Consider the following 16,744-nt stretch of genomic DNA (forward strand, 5'->3'; position numbering starts at 1 on the left):
GTCGGGTGCTTACCCGGTCCAGCCCATCGGCATGAGCAGCGACTTCTGCTCGCAGAACGCGTCGAGGCCCTCCCTGCCGTTCTCGCGGCCGAGGCCGGAGTTCTTGTATCCGCCGAACGGCGAGGTCGGGTCGAAGGCGTACCAATTGATCGCGAAGGTGCCGGTGCGCACCTTGGCCGCGATCTCGGCGCCGTGTTCGATATCGCTGGTCCAGACCGAACCGGCCAGACCGTAGATCGAATCGTTGGCGATGGCGATGGCCTGCTCCTCGGTCTCGTACGGGATCACCGACAGCACCGGGCCGAAGATCTCCTCCTGCGCGATGGTCGATTTGTTGTCGACGTCGGCGAAGATGGTCGGCTCGACGAACCACCCGCGGTCAAGGCCCTCGGGCCGTCCGCCGCCGAGGACCAGCCGCGCGCCTTCCTGCTTGCCCTTGGCGATATACCCCTCGACGCGCTCGCGCTGGCGTTCGGAGATCAGCGGGCCGAGCTGCACCGCCGGATCGTCGGGCATACCGACCTTCATGGTCTTCACATGCTCGACCAGCGCCTCGAGGATCTCGTCGTAGCGCCCGCGGGGGGCCAGGATGCGGGTCTGGGCGACACAGCCCTGGCCGCTGTTCATCAGGCCGGAGAAGGCCAGCACCGGAATGCCTGCGGCGAGGTCCATATCGGGCAGCAGTATGGCCGCGGACTTGCCGCCGAGTTCGAGCGAGACGCTCTTGAGCTGTTCGGTGGCGATGGCGCCGATCTTGCGGCCGACGGCGGTACTGCCGGTGAAGGTCACCTTGTCCACACCCGGATGCGAGATCAGGTATTCGGCCACGTCGGCCTCGGCGGGCAGCACCGACAGCACGCCCTCGGGCAGGCCGGCCTCGGTGAAGATGTCGGCGACCATATTGGCCGTGATCGGAGTCAGCGGCGCGGGCTTGAGCACGACGGTGCAGCCCGCGAGCAGGGCCGGGGCGAGCTTGTTGCAGGCCAGGAACAGCGGAACGTTCCAGGCGGTCACCGCGGCGACCACGCCGCGCGGCTCGCGCGAGACCCGCGAGGTGCCGAAGGCGCCGACGCGAACCTCGTTCCAGGGGAAGCTCTTCGCGAGTTCGGCGTAGGCGTCCATCGCCGCGACGGCGGGCAGCTGGTTCAGCGTGATGGCGGCCATCGCGGGCGCGCCCACCTCCGCGGAGAGCGCGGCGCCGAGTTCGGCCGAACGCTGTTCGAGCAGGCGGGCGGCCCGGCTCAGCAGGGCCGCGCGTTCCTCGGGCGGGGTCGAGGGCCATGGGCCGTTGTCGAAGGCGTGCCGGGCGGCGGCGACCGCGGCGTCGACATCGGCGCGGACGACCACGGGGACGCTACCCACCGGCTCGACCGTGGCGGGGGAGATGACCTCGAGGCGCTCGGAGGAGGTCGGCGCGGTCCACTGGCCGCCGATGAACAAGCTGTCGTAGTGCATGAGAACACGTTACAGTTTTGCCCGCGCCTTGTCTGTAACATGTTTCAGTTCTGCCGTCCGGCAACCCGCTGACCTGGGTAAAAGCCGACCTGTTGGTTCTATTTCTCGGCAAACGCACTATTGCGTTCCGGTAACCGACGGAGGATGCTGTAGCTACTGATCAGCTCGCTCGATATTGAACCGATTCTGCATTGATCCGATACCGCAGGGGTGAACGAGGCAATGGCGGTGCAAGTGGTCGGCAGGTCCCTGATGACCAGTGACCAGACCGAGCATCAAGCGAAGAGCGTCGGCGGCGGCGGGTGGGTGGTGTCGTTCCTCCCGGGGCGCACGCTGACGATCGAGCAGGCGACGGCGGCCATGCAGGCCGCCGAAGCCGTCGCGGTCGTCGGCGTGCTGGCCGACCAGGTCGGACTCACCACCTTGGAGACCGTCGGCCTGGCCATACAGGAATCTCCGTGGTGCGAACCGCTGCCCGGAGCGTGCGGTCCGCGCAGTTGGCGGCGGGGCTGGCTGGAGAAGTAGTCACTTGGTCGCGACGACGACCAGATTGCTCACCAGCAGTTCACGCAGCAGCGGAACGCGCACCAGCCACCACGCCCACCGGGGGTGATAGCGCGGGAAGATCGTTCGCACATCGGCGGAAGTCGTTGCGGCCCAACGCAGACCATCGACCGCGCGCACCGTGAACAGCGAGCTTCCGAAACGGTTCTTCGGCTCGCGGCCGTGTTTGCGGCGGTAGCGGCGCGCGGCGAACTCGCCGCCGAGATAGTGCCACGGGCCGGTCTCGTGTCCGCCGAACGGGCCGTGCCACACCGTGTAGGAGAGCACGATCAAGCCCCCCGGACGGGTCACCCGCACCATCTCCTCGGCCATGAGCCACGGATCGGGGACGTGTTCGGCGACATTGGAGGAGAAACAGATGTCGACCGCGTCATCGCGAATCGGCAGCGCCATACCGGAGCCGCGCACCGCGCCCGCGGTCGCCAGGCCGGCCGCGTGCAGCTCGGCGGGATCGGGTTCGACCGGAATGTAACGCGCCCCGGCGCGGGCGAACTCCTCGGCGAAGTAGCCGGGGCCGCCGCCGACGTCGAGAATCGTGGCGCCGTCGAGATCGCGGCCGGTGCGGTCGAAATAGAAATCGCCGAGCATGGCGGCGCTGTCGGCGGCGATTTCGCCGTAGAAACGGGCCGGATCGGTCTGTTCGAATCGGAAACTGCCGAGCAACCGTAGGGAGCGGCGCAGCGTCGCGCGGCGTGCGAAGCGTGACGTCGCGGGCCTGCGGGCCGGAACGGCGGCGAGCGGCTTCGTCTCGGTTATCGACACGGCGGAGAGTGTCGCACAGGGTGGTCCGTGCCGGGGAAGGCGTCCCCGCGGCGGTCCGGCACCGGCCCGGCGCCGCGCGCGCCGGACCGGTGGTCTCGGGTCAGCCGATACCGCTGCTCGCGCCGCTGCCGGTGGACAGCGACGAGGTGAGCAGGCCAAGCACGACCGCGAGTACGGCGCCGAGGTCGCCGGTCGCGCCGCCGCCCGCACCGCCGCCGGTGCGTGTTCTCGGTGTCACCTTCATATGTCATCTCCTCATCGTGATGGCGAACATCGTGGTCGGCACGCTATCGAAGCTGACTGTGAAATGGAAGCATTTCAATAATTTTCGTCGGATCGACGCCGGAAGCGACGGGATGACCGGTTGCGCGCGTTATGGTGTAGCCCGATATCCGTGCTCCCGTCCGGGACCCGACGAAGCGAGAGAAGCTCCCAATCGTGCGCGAAGTCCTCCTACTCTGCTGGCGTGACACCGGGCACCCGCAGGGTGGCGGCAGCGAACGCTATCTGGAGCAGGTCGGCGCGCAATTGGCCGCCCGCGGCGTCAAGGTCACCCTTCGCACCGCGCACTACCGGGGCGCGCCGCGGCGCGAACGGATCAACGGCATCGACATCAGCCGCGGCGGCGGCCGATACACCGTGTATCCGCGCGCGCTGCTCGCCATCGCGCTGGGCCGACTCGGACTCGGCGCATTGCGCGGCATTCGGCCCGACGCGGTCATCGACACCCAGAACGGCATCCCGTTCTTCGCCGGACTCGCGCTCGACGCGCCCTCGGTGGTGCTTGTCCACCACGGACATCGCGAACAGTGGCCGGTCGCGGGTCGGTTGACGGGGCGAATCGGCTGGTGGATCGAATCCCGGCTGTCCCCGCGGGTGCACCGCGGCAATCAATACCTGACCGTGTCGCTGCCCTCCGCCGAGGAACTCGCAACCCTCGGAGTGAATCGTTCACGCATCGCCGTGGTGCGCAACGGAGCCGAACCCGTGCCGGACGGCGCGCCCACCGGCGCCGCGCGCACCCGCGCCCGGCAGCCGCGCATCGTGGTCCTGTCCCGGCTGGTTCCGCACAAGCAGATAGAGGACGCGCTGGCCGCGGCCGCGCGACTGCGTGCCCGCGTGCCCGGACTGCGCGTCGACGTCGTCGGCGGCGGCTGGTGGGCGGACAATCTGCGCGCCTACGCCGCCGAACTGGACATCACCGACGCGGTCACCTTCCACGGACACGTCGACGAACGCCGCAAACACGAACTGCTCGCCCGCGCGTGGGTGCACGTGCTGCCCTCCCGCAAGGAGGGGTGGGGACTGGCCGTCATCGAGGCGGCCCAGCACGGTGTACCGACGGTGGGCTACCGCAGTTCGCGCGGACTCACAGATTCGATCGTCGACGGTGTCACCGGAGTGCTGGTCGACGATCTCGGCCATCTCACCGACGCTGTCGGCGAACTGCTCGACGATCACGCCGCCCGCACGGTCATGGGGGAGAAGGCTCGCGCCCGCGCCCGCGAATTCTCCTGGGAACAAACGGGTAACGGGGTCTACCAGGTGCTGGCGGCCATCGCGCGCGGTGAGCACACCAGCGGACTCGTCGCCGCGCCTACGGTTCGCTGACTCCCTCGCGCGCGGGGAACAGCGCCGCGGCGAGCGCGCCGCCGATCAGCAGTGCGGCCCAGAGCAAGTGCGCCAGAATCGCGGTGATCCGTTGCGCGGCAGGTGTTTCGGTGTCGGCGACGCCCGGAACCCGGTAGAGTCCGAAATCCGCGTCCTCGTATACCGTCTCCAAGGTCGCCAGGGTCCGCGCCGAATCGCCGAGCGGCCCCGGGGTCGAGCGCTCGACCAGCACCAACCCCACACCCGAGCGCGCCAGCTCATCGGCCGAACCGCCGTGCAGCAGTGTCTTTTCCACCTGCGCGGCGCGCGCGCCCTCACCGGCGACCACGAGTCCGCGCACCGGCAGTTCGCCCGTCTGGAGCACGTCGCGGGGCAGCATCCGCGGCGCCGGATCGAGCACCGCGACCTTTCCGCTGTAAGGGAACTTCCGAAACATGCCTCCGGGCAGTACCGCGATATCACCCGGTCCGTCCGCCCGCTGCGCGACTCGTTCCCAACCGCCCGGGTAGCGCACCGGTCGGAGTGCGCCGCCCACTCCCCAGGCGAGGTCGAGCAGGGGAAGGGTCAACAAGGCTATACACAGGGTCGCGACCAGAGCGGCCGTGCCGGATGAATCGTGCGCGGTGCGCGGGCGGCGCGCGACGATGCGGCAGCAGGCCGCGGCGCACAGTGTGTACGCGGGCATCGCGAGCGCGACGTACTTCTGGGTGTCACGCAGGAGACCGGCCCCCGGAACATGGACGACCAGCCATTCCATGACGGGCATGCCCAAGCCGGTGGCGGCGAGCGCGGGCAGGACCACCGCGGCGGCGGCCGTCACGAGCAGGGCGCGGCGGACGTGGGTCGCGGGGGCGTCGGCGGGAGTGCGGGCGGCCACCGCTCGGACGCCGACGAGCACGATCGCCATCAGAATGAGCGTGCTGACCAGCGCCAGCGGAGTGGTGCGTGAGGCCGGGACGGCGTCGCCGTTCCAGATGCCGCCGAGTCCGGCGAGGGCGCCGAGGGTGCCGAGTCCGGGTTCGGCACGGGCGGCGAAGGCGGCGATCCCGGCCGGATCGGAGGGTTCCGCGCCCGCACCGGACAACGCGGTCGCGACCAACCACGGCGCCGACGCCGCCACCAGTCCCACCGCCACCCCCGCGAGGTCGCGCCGCCCCACCGTCACCAGCGCGACACACCCCGCCAACAGCGCACCCGTCGGAGTCAGCCCCGCCGCCGCGAGACAGCCGAGCAACGCACCCCACGCACCGACCGCCGCGCGTCTCGATGCGAACGGCGTCGAGCCGATCGCCGCGGCTCGCGCGGATTCGGATTTCGAAGCGTGCGGCGACGACGCGGAGTCCGCGTTCCGTTGGGGTCGGGGCGAGGGTCGTTTCGTCGAAGGCGCGCCGCGTGCGCGGATGACGCGCAGGCGGTAGGCGGCGAGTGCGGTCCACGGGAGCGCCGCGTAGCCGGTGAGCAGACTCCAATGGCCTTGGAGCAGGCGTTCGGCGACATACGGGTTCCACAGGGCGACGGTGGTCGCCACCAGCTGTGCGCCGAGCGGTGCGCGCAGCAGCGCACGAGCCAGGACCGCCGCGCCGTAGCCCGCGGCCCAGAGCGCCGACAGCAGGATCGCCTTGACCACGAGTCCGCCGTCCACGACCGGTGAGACGGCGGCGAGAAATGCGTCCTGCGGCACCGCACGCGGCGCGGCGTCACCAAGACCGAGTGCGGAGTCGGTGAGGTAGGACCGCGGGGTGCTCACCGCGTCCCGTAGGAGCAGATAGCCGGAACCCGACAGCGGACCCGCGATGAGCGCCGCCAGTACGGCGCTGTACCCGGCCGGAACCAGCCGACCCGAGCGCACCGGATTACCGCGACCGCCACCCACGGACCCACACCCTACGGACCCCGCCCGTCGTTCCCGCCGCCGCATGACCACCGCCTCCGAACGGGTGCTTCGGGCGGGGCGGAGGGCTTTCGGGCGGGGCGGATCGCGCGGCGATGGGGTTGAAGTGCGACGATGGGGCGGTGCTTGCCGTCCGTCGTCTTCCCGTGGTGGCGGATCTGACGTTGGTGACGGCGGGGGCCATGACCGCGAATGTCGCGGGATACCTGCTGCAAGTGCTGGCGGGGCGCTGGCTGGGGGTGGCGGGGTACAGCGAGTTCGCGAGTCTGCTGGCGGTGCAGCTGCTGTGCGCGGTGCCCGCGCTCGCACTCCAGAATGTCGTGGCCAGGGAGGTCGTGCGGGGGACCGGTATCCGGGCACTGCGGGGGTTGCAGTGGCGGTGTGCGGTGATCGTCGCGGCGGTGGCCGTGGTCCTCGTGCCCGCGGTGACGGCGGCTCTACAGGTGAGTCTCGCGGCATGCGCGGCGGCCTTGGGCGCCGCGCCCGCGCTCGTACTTCTCTCGGGTGAACAGGGGATTCTCCAGGGCTCCAGACGTTTCCGCGGTTTGGCGCTTGTGCTCGGCGCGGCCGGGGTCGCGCGGGTCGCGCCCGCCCTGATCGTCCTGGCGCTCGGCGGCGGCGCGGCGGCCGCGTTGGGTGCCGCGGCGCTGGGACTCGTGGTCGCCGCGATCATCGCCCGCCGCGTCGCGGGCGGTCCGCTCCGTCCCGGCGCGGATCGGTCCGAGCGGGTCCGGGGTGCCTCGCAACTGCCTCGGGAGGTCGAAATCGGTCCGCGACCGGTCGATTCACCCGGCGGCCTGTCCCGGCGCGGCGTCGGTGTCCTTCCGGTGCTGCGCGCGGCGCAGGTGCAGGCCGCGCTCATGGCGCTGTCCTCCGCGGACCTGATCGTGGTGCGCGTGGTGCTGGACGAGGCGGATGCGAGCCGTTACGCCCTCGGCACCATCGCCGCGAAGATCGCGTTCTGGTTGCCGCAGGCCGTCGGGGTGGTGCTGTATCCCCGGATGGCGCAGCCCGCGCATTCGGCGCGTGCTGTTCGGGACGCGTTCGGTGTGCTGTCGGCCATCGGAGTCGTCGCGGTCGCGGTGGCGGCGGTGGCCGCACCGCTCGCACCGCTGTTCGCCGGACACGATTACGCGCCGATTCAAGGACTGCTGTGGGTATTCGCCCTGCACGGCGCGATTCTGGCGGTCTTGCAGGGCGCGATGCTGTCGGCGATCGCCGTCGACCGCACTTCCCTGGCCGCGCTCACCTGGCTCGGCCTGCTTGTCGAGGTGACCTTGATGCTGGTGTTCGCCCGAACGGTGCCCGCGTTGATCACCACGGCGGTATGCGTGGCCGCGGTGACGACGACCGCCGTCGCGGTGGTGGTCCTGCGTACCGCCGAGCGTCCGACCGCCCGGATCGTGGAATTGCCGACCGGGTAGCGCGAATCCGGCGTGATTCCTGTTCTCGGACAGGGGAAGTGACGCGGGGCGGCGCTGCCGGGTCGGTGACCCGAAAGGCTCCGCCATTGCGTCGCGGGGGGTTCGCCGAATGTCCGTGGGCGGAGGTGAATGCGCTATTCACGAGCGTTTGCCCATATGTGAATTCGGGTATTCTTTTCGCCCGCGTCCGCGGCACTGCAACGCGTGGCGTAATTCGTTCGCACGTAATTTCGCCCGGTACACAAAAGAATTCGGCTCCCCGGTGAGGAGGCCGGGGAGCCGAATTCGGTGGTTTGCTCGATATGAGCGAAGTGGTCAGAGTCCCTTGCGCATATCGATCTGCTCGGTGGGTGCGTCGTCACTTCCACGGGGACGTCCGGGGCCGACGCGGCCCGCGGTCGCGCCCGTCGAGCCGCCGCGCAGGCCGAGGAAGATACCCCCGAGGACGGCGATCACGCCGACGATGCCGAAGACGATCGGCATGGTGCGCCCGAACAGCGCGAGCTTGTCGATGCTGTCCTGGGCGATGCCCATCTGCAATTCGATGGTGTTCTCGTCGAAGACCAGGTTGGACTTCAGCGCGGTCACGTCCGGCTTGTCGCCGGTGCGCGCGTAATAGAGGTGCAGCTGCTCGCCGCCCTTGATGATGGTTCCGGTCTGCGGCTCGACCCACACGTCGCGGACATTGGTGTAGTAGCGCGTCATGGTGACGTCACCGTCGCCGGGCAGACCCCACTTCGCGGCGGGCAGGGTGACCTTGTTGGTTGGCGCCTGCACGACCTCCCACAGATTGGTCGCGGGGACCGTCTGCTGGAAGTGGTAGACCTTCATGCTGTTGATCTCGGTCTCTTCGACGAAGTTCATATCAATGCTCTTGCGCGCGTTGATGTCGAAGTACGGGTAGTTCTTCTTCTCGGTGCCGATCGGGAACCGGTATTGCAGGCCCGTGTGCTGCACCGGCTCGGCGAGGCTCTCACCGGCCGCGTTGGTGGTGACGGCGATCGAACCGTTGGGTTCGGTGTCCACCGGCATACCGGTCTTGCGGTCGATGGTGACCCGGTCGACGACCGCGGTGAGCAGCCCGGTGTCGCCCTGCCTGTCGATGCGGCGCAGGGTCTGACCGGCCTGCACCGTCATCTGGGTGGCATCGGCCGGATCCTCCACCGTGAGGAAACGCTGCGAGATCAGCGGGACGTTCGTGTCGACCTTGGCGGAGCCTTCGGGAGTGGTCAGCGACTTGGCGTCCAGTACCAGGCTCTCGGCGCCCGCCTTATTGTTGGCGACCGTGGTGATCTCGAGGTCGAGCGGAGTTTTCGCCAGTTTGCCGACGGTGTAGGTCGGGATCAGGACAGCCATCACGATGAGTAATGCGCCCAGCCCGATGAGTAGGCAGGCCACCGTCCTTCTGGTACCGGCACTCAGTGCCATGCAAACTCTCCTCGTCGTAGAACACAGGTCCATCCGGTAAGCACCGCGAGCGAGCCGCCGCACTCGTGAGCACCGACACTAACAGTCCGATGTCGTACTATGCGGTGTCGAGGCCGGATTCCGACCAGAAATCCGATCGAGTTTAGCGTGAAATGTGAAACGTGGATCTGAGCTCGGGAATCGGGAAGGGGCGTCACGCCATGACGTTGACAATTCCCGCCGGCCGCGCCGCCGTCCCGGCGCGGGTGCGCGGATTCCTGCCCGCGCTGGAGGGCATGCGCGCCATGGCCGCGCTCGGAGTCCTGCTCACCCACGTCGCCTTCCAGACCGGCGCGTCGGGAACCCCCGTGATGGGCCGGATCTTGGGACGCTTCGACATGGCGGTCGCGGTCTTCTTCGGGCTGTCGGGATTTCTGCTGTGGCGTCCGCACGCGGGCGCGGCGCGCGGATTCGGCGCGGCCCCCACCATCGGCCGCTACCTCCGGCATCGCGCCGCCCGCATCCTGCCCGCCTACTGGGTGGTGGTGTGCGCGGTCCTGCTGCTGTTGCCCAGCGCCGCGGACACCGCCGGCTCGCAGGTCTGGCTGTCGAATCTCGCTCTGCTTCAGGTCTTCGTGCCGCTGACCCTCACCGACGGCCTGACTCAGATGTGGAGCCTGTCCGTCGAAGTCGCCTTCTACCTGTTACTTCCACTGATCGCGGCGGCGCTGACCGGATTGCGCGGCGCGGCGGCGCGGTGGCGGGTTCCGGTGCTGCTCGGATTCGGAATACTGTGCCTCGGCTGGAATTTCCTGCCGGTGCCGACCCCGGACGCAATCCACGCCGACAACTGGCTGCCCGCCTATCTGCCGTGGTTCGCGGTGGGCATGCTGCTCGCCGAACTCGCGGACGATCCGACCGCGCTCGCGCGCGGGCGCCGACTGCTCGGCGATCAGCGGCTCATGTGGGCGATCGCCGCGCTCGCCTTCCTGGCCTCGGCCACCGACCTGGCCGGACCGGCCGGCCTGACCCGCGCCGAACCCTGGCAGTACGTGGCGAAGATGGTCTTCGGGACGATCATCGGCTTCGGGCTGCTCGCCCCGCTGGTTCTCGGCGACGGCCGCCACCGCTGGCTGGAGTCACGGGTCGCGGCCACCCTCGGCCGCTGGTCCTACGGCATATTCCTGTGGCACCTCGCGGTGCTGACGGTGATATTCCCCGTCTTCGGCATACTGCCGTTCCAGGGCGATTTCCTCTACATCCTCGTATTGACGGTGGCCTTGACACTGCCGATTGCCGCGGCCGGCTACGCGCTCGTGGAGGAACCCGCGCGACGCTTCGCCCGCCGTTTCGACAACCGCCCGGCGACCGCCGAGGGGCCGGGCAGTGCGGCGATACCGACCGCGACCACCGCGACCAGCGCGGGAAACTGCACCCACAGAGAATTGCCGACGTAGCCGCCCGGCGCGCGCCACGGACCGGTCGACAACGCGGCCAGCGAGATCGCGGTGCCGAGACCCGCGACCACCGCGAGCGGGTAGGTGCGCGCCCCCGGCGCGAACCGGACCGCGAGCACGCCTGCGACGCTCAGCGCGGCGCCGGTTGGTCCGGCGATGACGAACGCGGCGACCGTGACGCCGATGATGCCGAAAACGCGCCTACCCCAGGTCCGCACGGCGGGTCGCGGGTCGGCGGCGGGCCCGCGCGGCACGGCGAGGAGGAGCAGCGGAATCAGCAGCAGGAGTCCGCCGAAGATGCCGAGCCGGTACCAGCGGTCGGTGGGAAAGGAGATGGTGACCGGTCCCGACGTGGCGCCGTCGTCGGGCAGCAGCCAGCCCTGTTGCCAGCCGTTGACCACGATCGGCGTGAGTTCGCGGCCGTCGGCGGTGCGCGCCTGCCATCCGACATTGGTGCTGAGCGGCAGGACCAGCAGCCGTTGCGAGGTCGGCGCGGCGGCGGGCGGCGGATCGGTGCGGGGCAGTCGCAGCCGATCCACCGAGAACATGTCGGTGGGGCCGACCTCGACATCGGCGCGGCCGGTGTGCAGTGCGAAATCGGGCAAGGCGTCCGCGTCCGCGGCCTCGTCGCCGTCGCAGACCCGCGCGGACACCGGTGCGCCGGAACGCAGGTCACGCACGGTCGCTGTGACGGTGGTCCGCACGGCGATACCGTCCACGCTGACCGTCGGGCCGAGTGCGCAGGGAATGGTGACGAGACGATCGGGAGTCGCGGCGGGCGGATAGTCCGGTCCGAGAACCTCGACTTCGGCCAGTCCGGCGGGCTGGGTCTGCGCGTATCCGAGGGCGGTGCGGTCCAGCACCGGCGACCAGGTCTGCACGCTGAGTTCGATCCGATCGGTGACCGTCGGATACAGCTCGACGCGCGCGGGTTCGCCGGGTTCACGGTCCTCGTCGAGCGCACGCACCTGCGGGCCGTTGCCGAGGTTCACCGATACCGAGGTCGGCGCGGCGGGCAGACCGCCAAGCGAGGTGGTCAGATCGAGTCCGGTCACCAGCGCCGGTTCGGGGAGTTCGATTGTCAGCGTGGGCTTCGGGCCGGTGATCCGGCGCGCGGACTCCTCGGGGGCGGTCCAACTCGTGCGCACGTCGCCGTCGGTGGCCGCGTAGGCCGACCCGCGCAGATCGCCCACATCGGCCTTACCGCGCGCCACCGGTCGATCCGGATCGGTGAGCAGGGCCTCGAGTGCCGGGCCCTGTCGGGTCCGCAGGGTCAACTCCGGTGTCACCCGCATCGGCTCGGGCACCGACAGGGTCCGCTGGAACGTGCCCGGCTCCTCGGGCGCGAGGGCGAGTCCCTTACCGCAGCGGACTCGGTCGGGTGCGTCGAAACAGGCGCCGCGACCGGGGAACTCCTGTCCCAGATCCCAACCGGCGACCTGTCGGCCCGCCGGGACGGGCGGCAGAACCGTGCGGCGCCGGATGTCCACGCGCACGGGGGCCTCGCGCACCGAATAGTCGTCCAAACTGAGCTCGCTGATGCCGAATTGCCCGCCGCGGGTGCCGTCCTCGGTGCGGATCGCGGTGATCGACAGCCAGTCGGTGGTGCCGACCGGCAGCGAGATCGCCACCGGCGCACCGGGTTCGGAGATGCGGGCCGAGACACTGCCATTGACGGTGCGCACCTCGATCCATTTCACCGGATCGCCGATGGCCGCCGGACTCGTGGTCAACCGCAGCAGACCGGCCTTGATCGGGTGGTCGAGGTCGAGCCGGAGCCACTGGCCCACCGCGCGTTCCAGTCCGCTGCTGAACCAGGCGGTGGCCGGATCGCCGTCGACGGCGGCCGCGGTGGAACTGCCCGGGGCCGAACCCCCGATCTGGGTGGCGTCGGCCGCCGAACCCGACGCGGTGATCGTGGCGCCCGACCACTCCCCGCGCACCAATTCCTCGCCCGGCACCGGATAGTCGGGTACCAGATTGTGAGTGCGGCGCGGGTCGTCGGGGGCGCGCAGCGCCGAATTGTGGTTGTCGACGCGGCCGAAATCGGTTTCGCGGTCCATCGGGGTATCGGTGACGAGCATCGGGCCGCTCGGCAGTCCCGCGCGCGCGGCGTCGGCGGCGAGTACGGCCGGGGCCTCGGGGGCGCCGGATTCGCGGCGCAGCCGTTCCAGCACTTCGGGACCGCCCCGCACGACCGGCACCGAATCCAGTCCGACCGTGTACGCGCCAGGCACCGATTCCGGCGCGCCGACACCGCTCCGCAACTGGACGGGCGCGCCGATCGGGGGCGTGTCCACGCGGTAGATCTGCACCGCCGGATAGGCGGGCCGCAGATCGCCGTCGACCACGAGTCCCTCGGCGATGACGGTGGCCTCGATCGGATTGCCGAATTCGGCCACCTTGGTCAAGCCGGGTGAACCCTCGATGGCCCGGTGCGCCAGCAGCGGCCGGGTGGAACGCGAGGTATCCGGGTCGAGGTCGTTGCGCAGCACCAGGATTCCGATGCCCTGATCGGCCAAGGTCGCGGCCAGGCCGTCCGATGGCCTGCCGTCGGCGATGAGACGTTGCACCGAATCCATGGCGCGAATGGTGCCGGGCGGATTCAGCGGGACCGCGTCGCGAATCGACCAGGGCGTGCTCCCCAGCGCCTGTAACGGTTCGTCGCGGGTCAGACCCCACACCTGGCTGCCGAACGGCGCGCCCGGCACCACCAGCGCGCGGGTGTCGGCGGCATGGTCGGCCAACCATCGCGCGGTCTGCTTCCAATAGCCGGGCACCTCGTCGTAGGCGCCGCGCGGGGCCAGCTTCGCGGTCCATGCCAGCGATGTCGACAGGACCAGCGCGGTGAGCACGAGGGCGGCCACGGCCACCATGCGGTCGCGCTCGGGATGGGCGAAGGCGCTGCGCCACACCCGCATGGGCGCCGCCGCGGGCAGCGGCACCCGTGCCAGCAGGTGAGCGAGCCCGAGTACCAGCGGCAACCGGATCAGCGGCTCCAACTTGTGCACATTGCGCAGCGGCGCCCCACCGGAATCGAGGAAGATCCGCACCGACTCCGCGAACGGCCCGCTCAATTCACCGACATAGCCCGCGCAGATGCCAACGAGCCCGACCAGCAGGATCAGCGTCAAACGCCCGCGGAAGGGCATGGTCCGCATCGCCAGCCCGGCCATACCCGCGGCCGCGAGCAGGCCGGTGGCCAGCACCGCGCCCGGCTGGGTCACCAGCACCGCGCCCGCGATGCGTTCCGGGGAGACGAAGGGCGTCCAACTGTCGGTTCCGCGCAGCACCTCGGCCAGCGAGGCCCACTGCGTGGTGACCCCCGAGGACTCGATGTAGTCCAGGAAGGGCGGGCTCACCCTGCCGAGCAGCAGCAGCGGCACCGCCCACCACAGGGTCGCCGCCGCCAGCAGCGGAATCCAGGCCATGGTGAACCGCCGCCAGCGCCGATTCGGTCGGTAGCAGGCCCACCACAGCAGGGCGGGCAGGAAGGCCGCGACGGTGGCGACGGCGTTGACCGCACCCATCAGCGCCAGCGCGACCGCGCTGCCCGCCGGAGAACTCGCGCCGCCGCGCCTGCGACCGCGATAGGCCGTGCCGAGCGCCGCGGGCGCGATCAACACCCACGGGGCCAACATCATCGGCAGGGTTTCCGAGGAGATCGACCCGAGGGTGGTCAGCACGCGCGGTGACAGCGCGAAGGCGACCGCCGCGATCATCCGCGACCCGCGGTTGCCGATGCCGAGTACCTCGCACAGCCGCACCACACCCCAGAATCCGGCCAACAACAGCAGCGCCCACCAGATGCGCTGGGTCACCCAGGCGGGCAGACCGAGGAGATGTCCGGCCGAGAAGAACGCGCCGTGCGGGAAGAAGTACCCGTACGCCTGGTTCTGCACCTGCCCCATCGGGGCCTGACTGCTCCACAGATGAGCGGCGCGGTCGAGGAAACCGAGCGGATTCTGGGCCAGGTCGTATTTGGTGTCGGCCACCGTCAGGCCGGGCGCCTGGAAGAAGGCGAGCAGGAACGCCACAACCACGGTCGCGGCTAACCAGCGTCTGCCAAGGGGCGCGACTTCGGGGCCCGCCCCTGCCGCGCCGGAACTGCCGACCGAGTCGGCGGTGAAAGCAGAGGTCAGCGGCTCAGCGTGCGCCGTACTCAACGTTGTTGAGCAGCGAAGAACTCGGGTCGCCGTGGTCCAGTTCGGGGCGCGAGTTCTGCTGCACCGCAGCGGTGATCACGAACACCGCGACCGCGCCCAGGACGGCGCCTGCGACCGCGCTGGCAACACCGGGGACGGCAAACTTCATCGCGGACTCCAATACTCGAGGCAAGGCACATTCCGGGTCAACCTAGCAGGCCGGTCCGGCCTGGGGCGCCATCAGTGCGTGATTGGCGCGCCGACAATCCCGCCTGCCGCCGAGTCACGCCCGCGGAATCGCGCAGTCGAGCGCACCCAGCAGGGTGCGGAGTTTGGCGGTGGTCTCCTCGAATTCCGCGACCGGATCCGAGGCCGCGACGATGCCGCCGCCCGCGAACGCGCGCAGCGAACGGCCGTCGGCGGACAGTTCCGCGCAGCGGATCGCCACCACCCATTCGCCGTCGCCCGCGCCGTCGCACCAGCCGACCGCGCCACCGTAGAAGCCGCGATCCTCCTCGGCGTGGACGATGGTGTCCAGCGCGAGATCGGTCGGGGTGCCGCAGACGGCCGGGGTGGGATGCAGCAGGAGTGCGAGGTCGAGCGCGGTGACGGCGGGGTCGCCCAGGGTGGCGGTGACCGGGGTGGCCAGATGCCATACCTCGGGCGTCTTCGCCAGCCGCGGTTCGTCCGGGATCGACAACTCGTCGCAGACCGGAGCGAGCACTTCCCGGATCCACTCGATCACGAAGGCGTGTTCGGCGCGATCCTTGCCGCTGGTCAGCAGCGCCTGCGCCTGCGCGGCGTCGGCCCGCGGATCGGGCAGGCGGGGGCGCGTCCCCGCGAGCGGCCGCAGGGTCACCGTCGCGCCGTGCCGTGCCACGAGCACCTCCGGCGTCGCGCCGATCAGGGTCGCGCCCGGACGACCGGCCGGGGTCAGGTCGACGGCGAAGACGTTGGCGTCGGGATGGCGGGTGCGCAGATAGGCGGTGACCACCTCCGGTTCCAGCGGCTCGACCGCCTCGGCGCGCACCGATCGCGCGGCGACCACCTTGCGCAGCGGCATGGCCGGATCGTTGAGCGATTCGACCAGTTTGCGCACCCGCGCGACGTGTTCGGCGCGCGTCGGAATCTGTTCGACCACACGGACGGTCGGCAGCGGCGGCAGTGCCGCGGGCCGCCACGGCCCGGCGGTGTGACTCACGTGCTCGGGCACGTGCAGCGCCGCGGGCGCGCCCGGGTCGAACGGCAGCGCGCCGACGATCATCGGCGCGGCGCCCTCCCGCAGGGCCGCGACCGCCGCACCCGGATCGGCGATGGCCCGGCGGACACCGGTCGCACGCACAACGCCGCCGGGCCGGGCGAGCAGGAAATCGTTCATGATTCCTCGACCCTAACCCCGCCCGCGACCCGCGCCCGGCCGGTGCGAGCGAAATCTCGTCAGAGGTCAGCGACGGGGTTCGCGACCGGGCGGGACCAGCAGAACCGGGCGGTGACAGTGTTTGAGCACCGCGTCGGCGACGCTGCTGTGCAGCAGGGCGCGCACACCCGTCGCCCCGCGCGTGCCCGCGACGATGATGTCGACATCGAGGTCGTCGGCGCATTCCACGATCGCGTTCCAGATGGTCGAGGTGCATTCGGCGGTGCGCGCCTCGGCATTCAGGCCGGCCAGTTTCGCCAGCCGCACACCCTCGATATTGACGTTCTTGGCATCGACGTAGGCGATGTCCTCGATCTCCTCGTCGGGCACCCACTCCGGCTGCACCACCCCCGAGAGGCCGGACAGTCGCGCGGCCTGGCGCACCATCGGCTCCCAGGCGGTCAGGACGACGGCGCGATTCGCCGCGAGGAACCGGCCCGCGTACTCGATGGCGCGCTTGGCATTCTCGGAACCGTCGTAGGCGATGAGCATCAGATCGCAGGGCACGATGACCTCCTTGACGGGGAGTCTCACGCTGTTTCGCCAGATTACCCCCGGTGCGGGCCGATACGCGGCGCCCGCGCGATGCGCCCCGGACGCGGCGCGTCCAG

The 16,744-nt window shown here is 70.3% G+C and carries 12 protein-coding genes and 1 pseudogene; 4 read left to right on the plus strand and 9 right to left on the minus strand.

Features of this window, described 5'->3' with window-relative positions:
* Nucleotides 1-9: 9 nt before the first annotated feature.
* Nucleotides 10-1,455, minus strand: a complete 1,446-nt coding sequence (locus tag APZ21_RS23085) for an aldehyde dehydrogenase (protein WP_054815402.1) — start codon at nt 1,453-1,455, stop codon at nt 10-12.
* A 222-nt stretch (nt 1,456-1,677) separates the two neighbouring features.
* On the opposite strand from APZ21_RS23085, the gene APZ21_RS23090 reads away from it, so the two are divergent.
* The gene (locus APZ21_RS23090; protein ID WP_054815403.1) at nt 1,678-1,980 is read left to right on the plus strand and encodes a hypothetical protein; all 303 of its coding nucleotides are present in this window, start codon (nt 1,678-1,680) and stop codon (nt 1,978-1,980) included.
* Here APZ21_RS23090 and APZ21_RS23095 read toward each other — a convergent pair whose 3' ends face one another.
* Both APZ21_RS23095 and APZ21_RS34330 read right to left on the minus strand, forming a co-directional pair.
* Nucleotides 1,981-2,781, minus strand: coding sequence for a class I SAM-dependent methyltransferase (locus APZ21_RS23095; protein ID WP_371852334.1), 801 nt, complete (start codon nt 2,779-2,781; stop codon nt 1,981-1,983). It abuts the gene before it with no gap.
* A gap of 100 nt (nt 2,782-2,881) precedes the next feature.
* On the minus strand, nt 2,882-3,025 hold the full coding sequence (locus APZ21_RS34330; protein ID WP_156371274.1) for a hypothetical protein: 144 nt from the start codon (nt 3,023-3,025) through the stop codon (nt 2,882-2,884).
* A gap of 194 nt (nt 3,026-3,219) precedes the next feature.
* On the opposite strand from APZ21_RS34330, the gene APZ21_RS23100 reads away from it, so the two are divergent.
* Nucleotides 3,220-4,392, plus strand: coding sequence for a glycosyltransferase family 4 protein (locus APZ21_RS23100; protein ID WP_054815404.1), 1,173 nt, complete (start codon nt 3,220-3,222; stop codon nt 4,390-4,392).
* Here the strand turns inward: APZ21_RS23100 and APZ21_RS23105 are convergent.
* Nucleotides 4,379-6,265 carry an MmpA family trehalose lipid delivery protein gene (locus APZ21_RS23105; protein ID WP_239476776.1) on the minus strand — a complete coding sequence of 629 codons (1,887 nt, stop codon included), beginning with the start codon at nt 6,263-6,265 and terminating at the stop codon, nt 4,379-4,381. The genes APZ21_RS23100 and APZ21_RS23105 overlap by 14 nt on opposite strands.
* A 200-nt stretch (nt 6,266-6,465) precedes the next feature.
* Here APZ21_RS23105 and APZ21_RS23110 point away from each other — a divergent pair, with 200 nt between their 5' ends.
* Nucleotides 6,466-7,707, plus strand: a complete 1,242-nt coding sequence (locus APZ21_RS23110) for a polysaccharide biosynthesis protein (protein ID WP_239476779.1) — start codon at nt 6,466-6,468, stop codon at nt 7,705-7,707.
* A 315-nt stretch (nt 7,708-8,022) separates the two neighbouring features.
* Here APZ21_RS23110 and pgfA read toward each other — a convergent pair whose 3' ends face one another.
* Nucleotides 8,023-9,135: a cell envelope lipid trafficking protein PgfA gene (gene pgfA / locus APZ21_RS23115; RefSeq protein ID WP_054815406.1), complete on the minus strand. Its 1,113-nt coding sequence runs from the start codon at nt 9,133-9,135 to the stop codon at nt 8,023-8,025.
* Between the two features lie 284 nt (nt 9,136-9,419).
* Between pgfA and APZ21_RS33245 the strand changes: the two are divergent.
* Nucleotides 9,420-10,352 (plus strand): annotated as a pseudogene (locus APZ21_RS33245) (acyltransferase family protein); the annotation flags it as partial.
* A 68-nt stretch (nt 10,353-10,420) separates the two neighbouring features.
* On the opposite strand, the gene APZ21_RS23120 reads toward APZ21_RS33245, so the two are convergent.
* The 4 genes from APZ21_RS23120 to APZ21_RS23130 form a co-directional block, all read right to left on the minus strand.
* The gene (locus tag APZ21_RS23120) at nt 10,421-14,614 is read right to left on the minus strand and encodes an alpha-(1->3)-arabinofuranosyltransferase domain-containing protein (protein ID WP_054815407.1); all 4,194 of its coding nucleotides are present in this window, start codon (nt 14,612-14,614) and stop codon (nt 10,421-10,423) included.
* 103 nt (nt 14,615-14,717) lie between these two features.
* Nucleotides 14,718-14,885, minus strand: coding sequence for a DUF2613 domain-containing protein (locus tag APZ21_RS33250; protein WP_082393387.1), 168 nt, complete (start codon nt 14,883-14,885; stop codon nt 14,718-14,720).
* 114 nt (nt 14,886-14,999) lie between these two features.
* Nucleotides 15,000-16,094, minus strand: a complete 1,095-nt coding sequence (locus APZ21_RS23125; RefSeq protein WP_054815408.1) for an isochorismate synthase — start codon at nt 16,092-16,094, stop codon at nt 15,000-15,002.
* A 66-nt stretch (nt 16,095-16,160) separates the two neighbouring features.
* Complete coding sequence (locus APZ21_RS23130) at nt 16,161-16,640, minus strand: universal stress protein (protein ID WP_054815454.1); 480 nt, start codon at nt 16,638-16,640, stop codon at nt 16,161-16,163.
* Nucleotides 16,641-16,744 lie beyond the last annotated feature (104 nt).

It is taken from the genome of Nocardia arizonensis (genome assembly GCF_001310275.1).
Taxonomy (GTDB): Bacteria; Actinomycetota; Actinomycetes; order Mycobacteriales; family Mycobacteriaceae; genus Nocardia; species Nocardia arizonensis.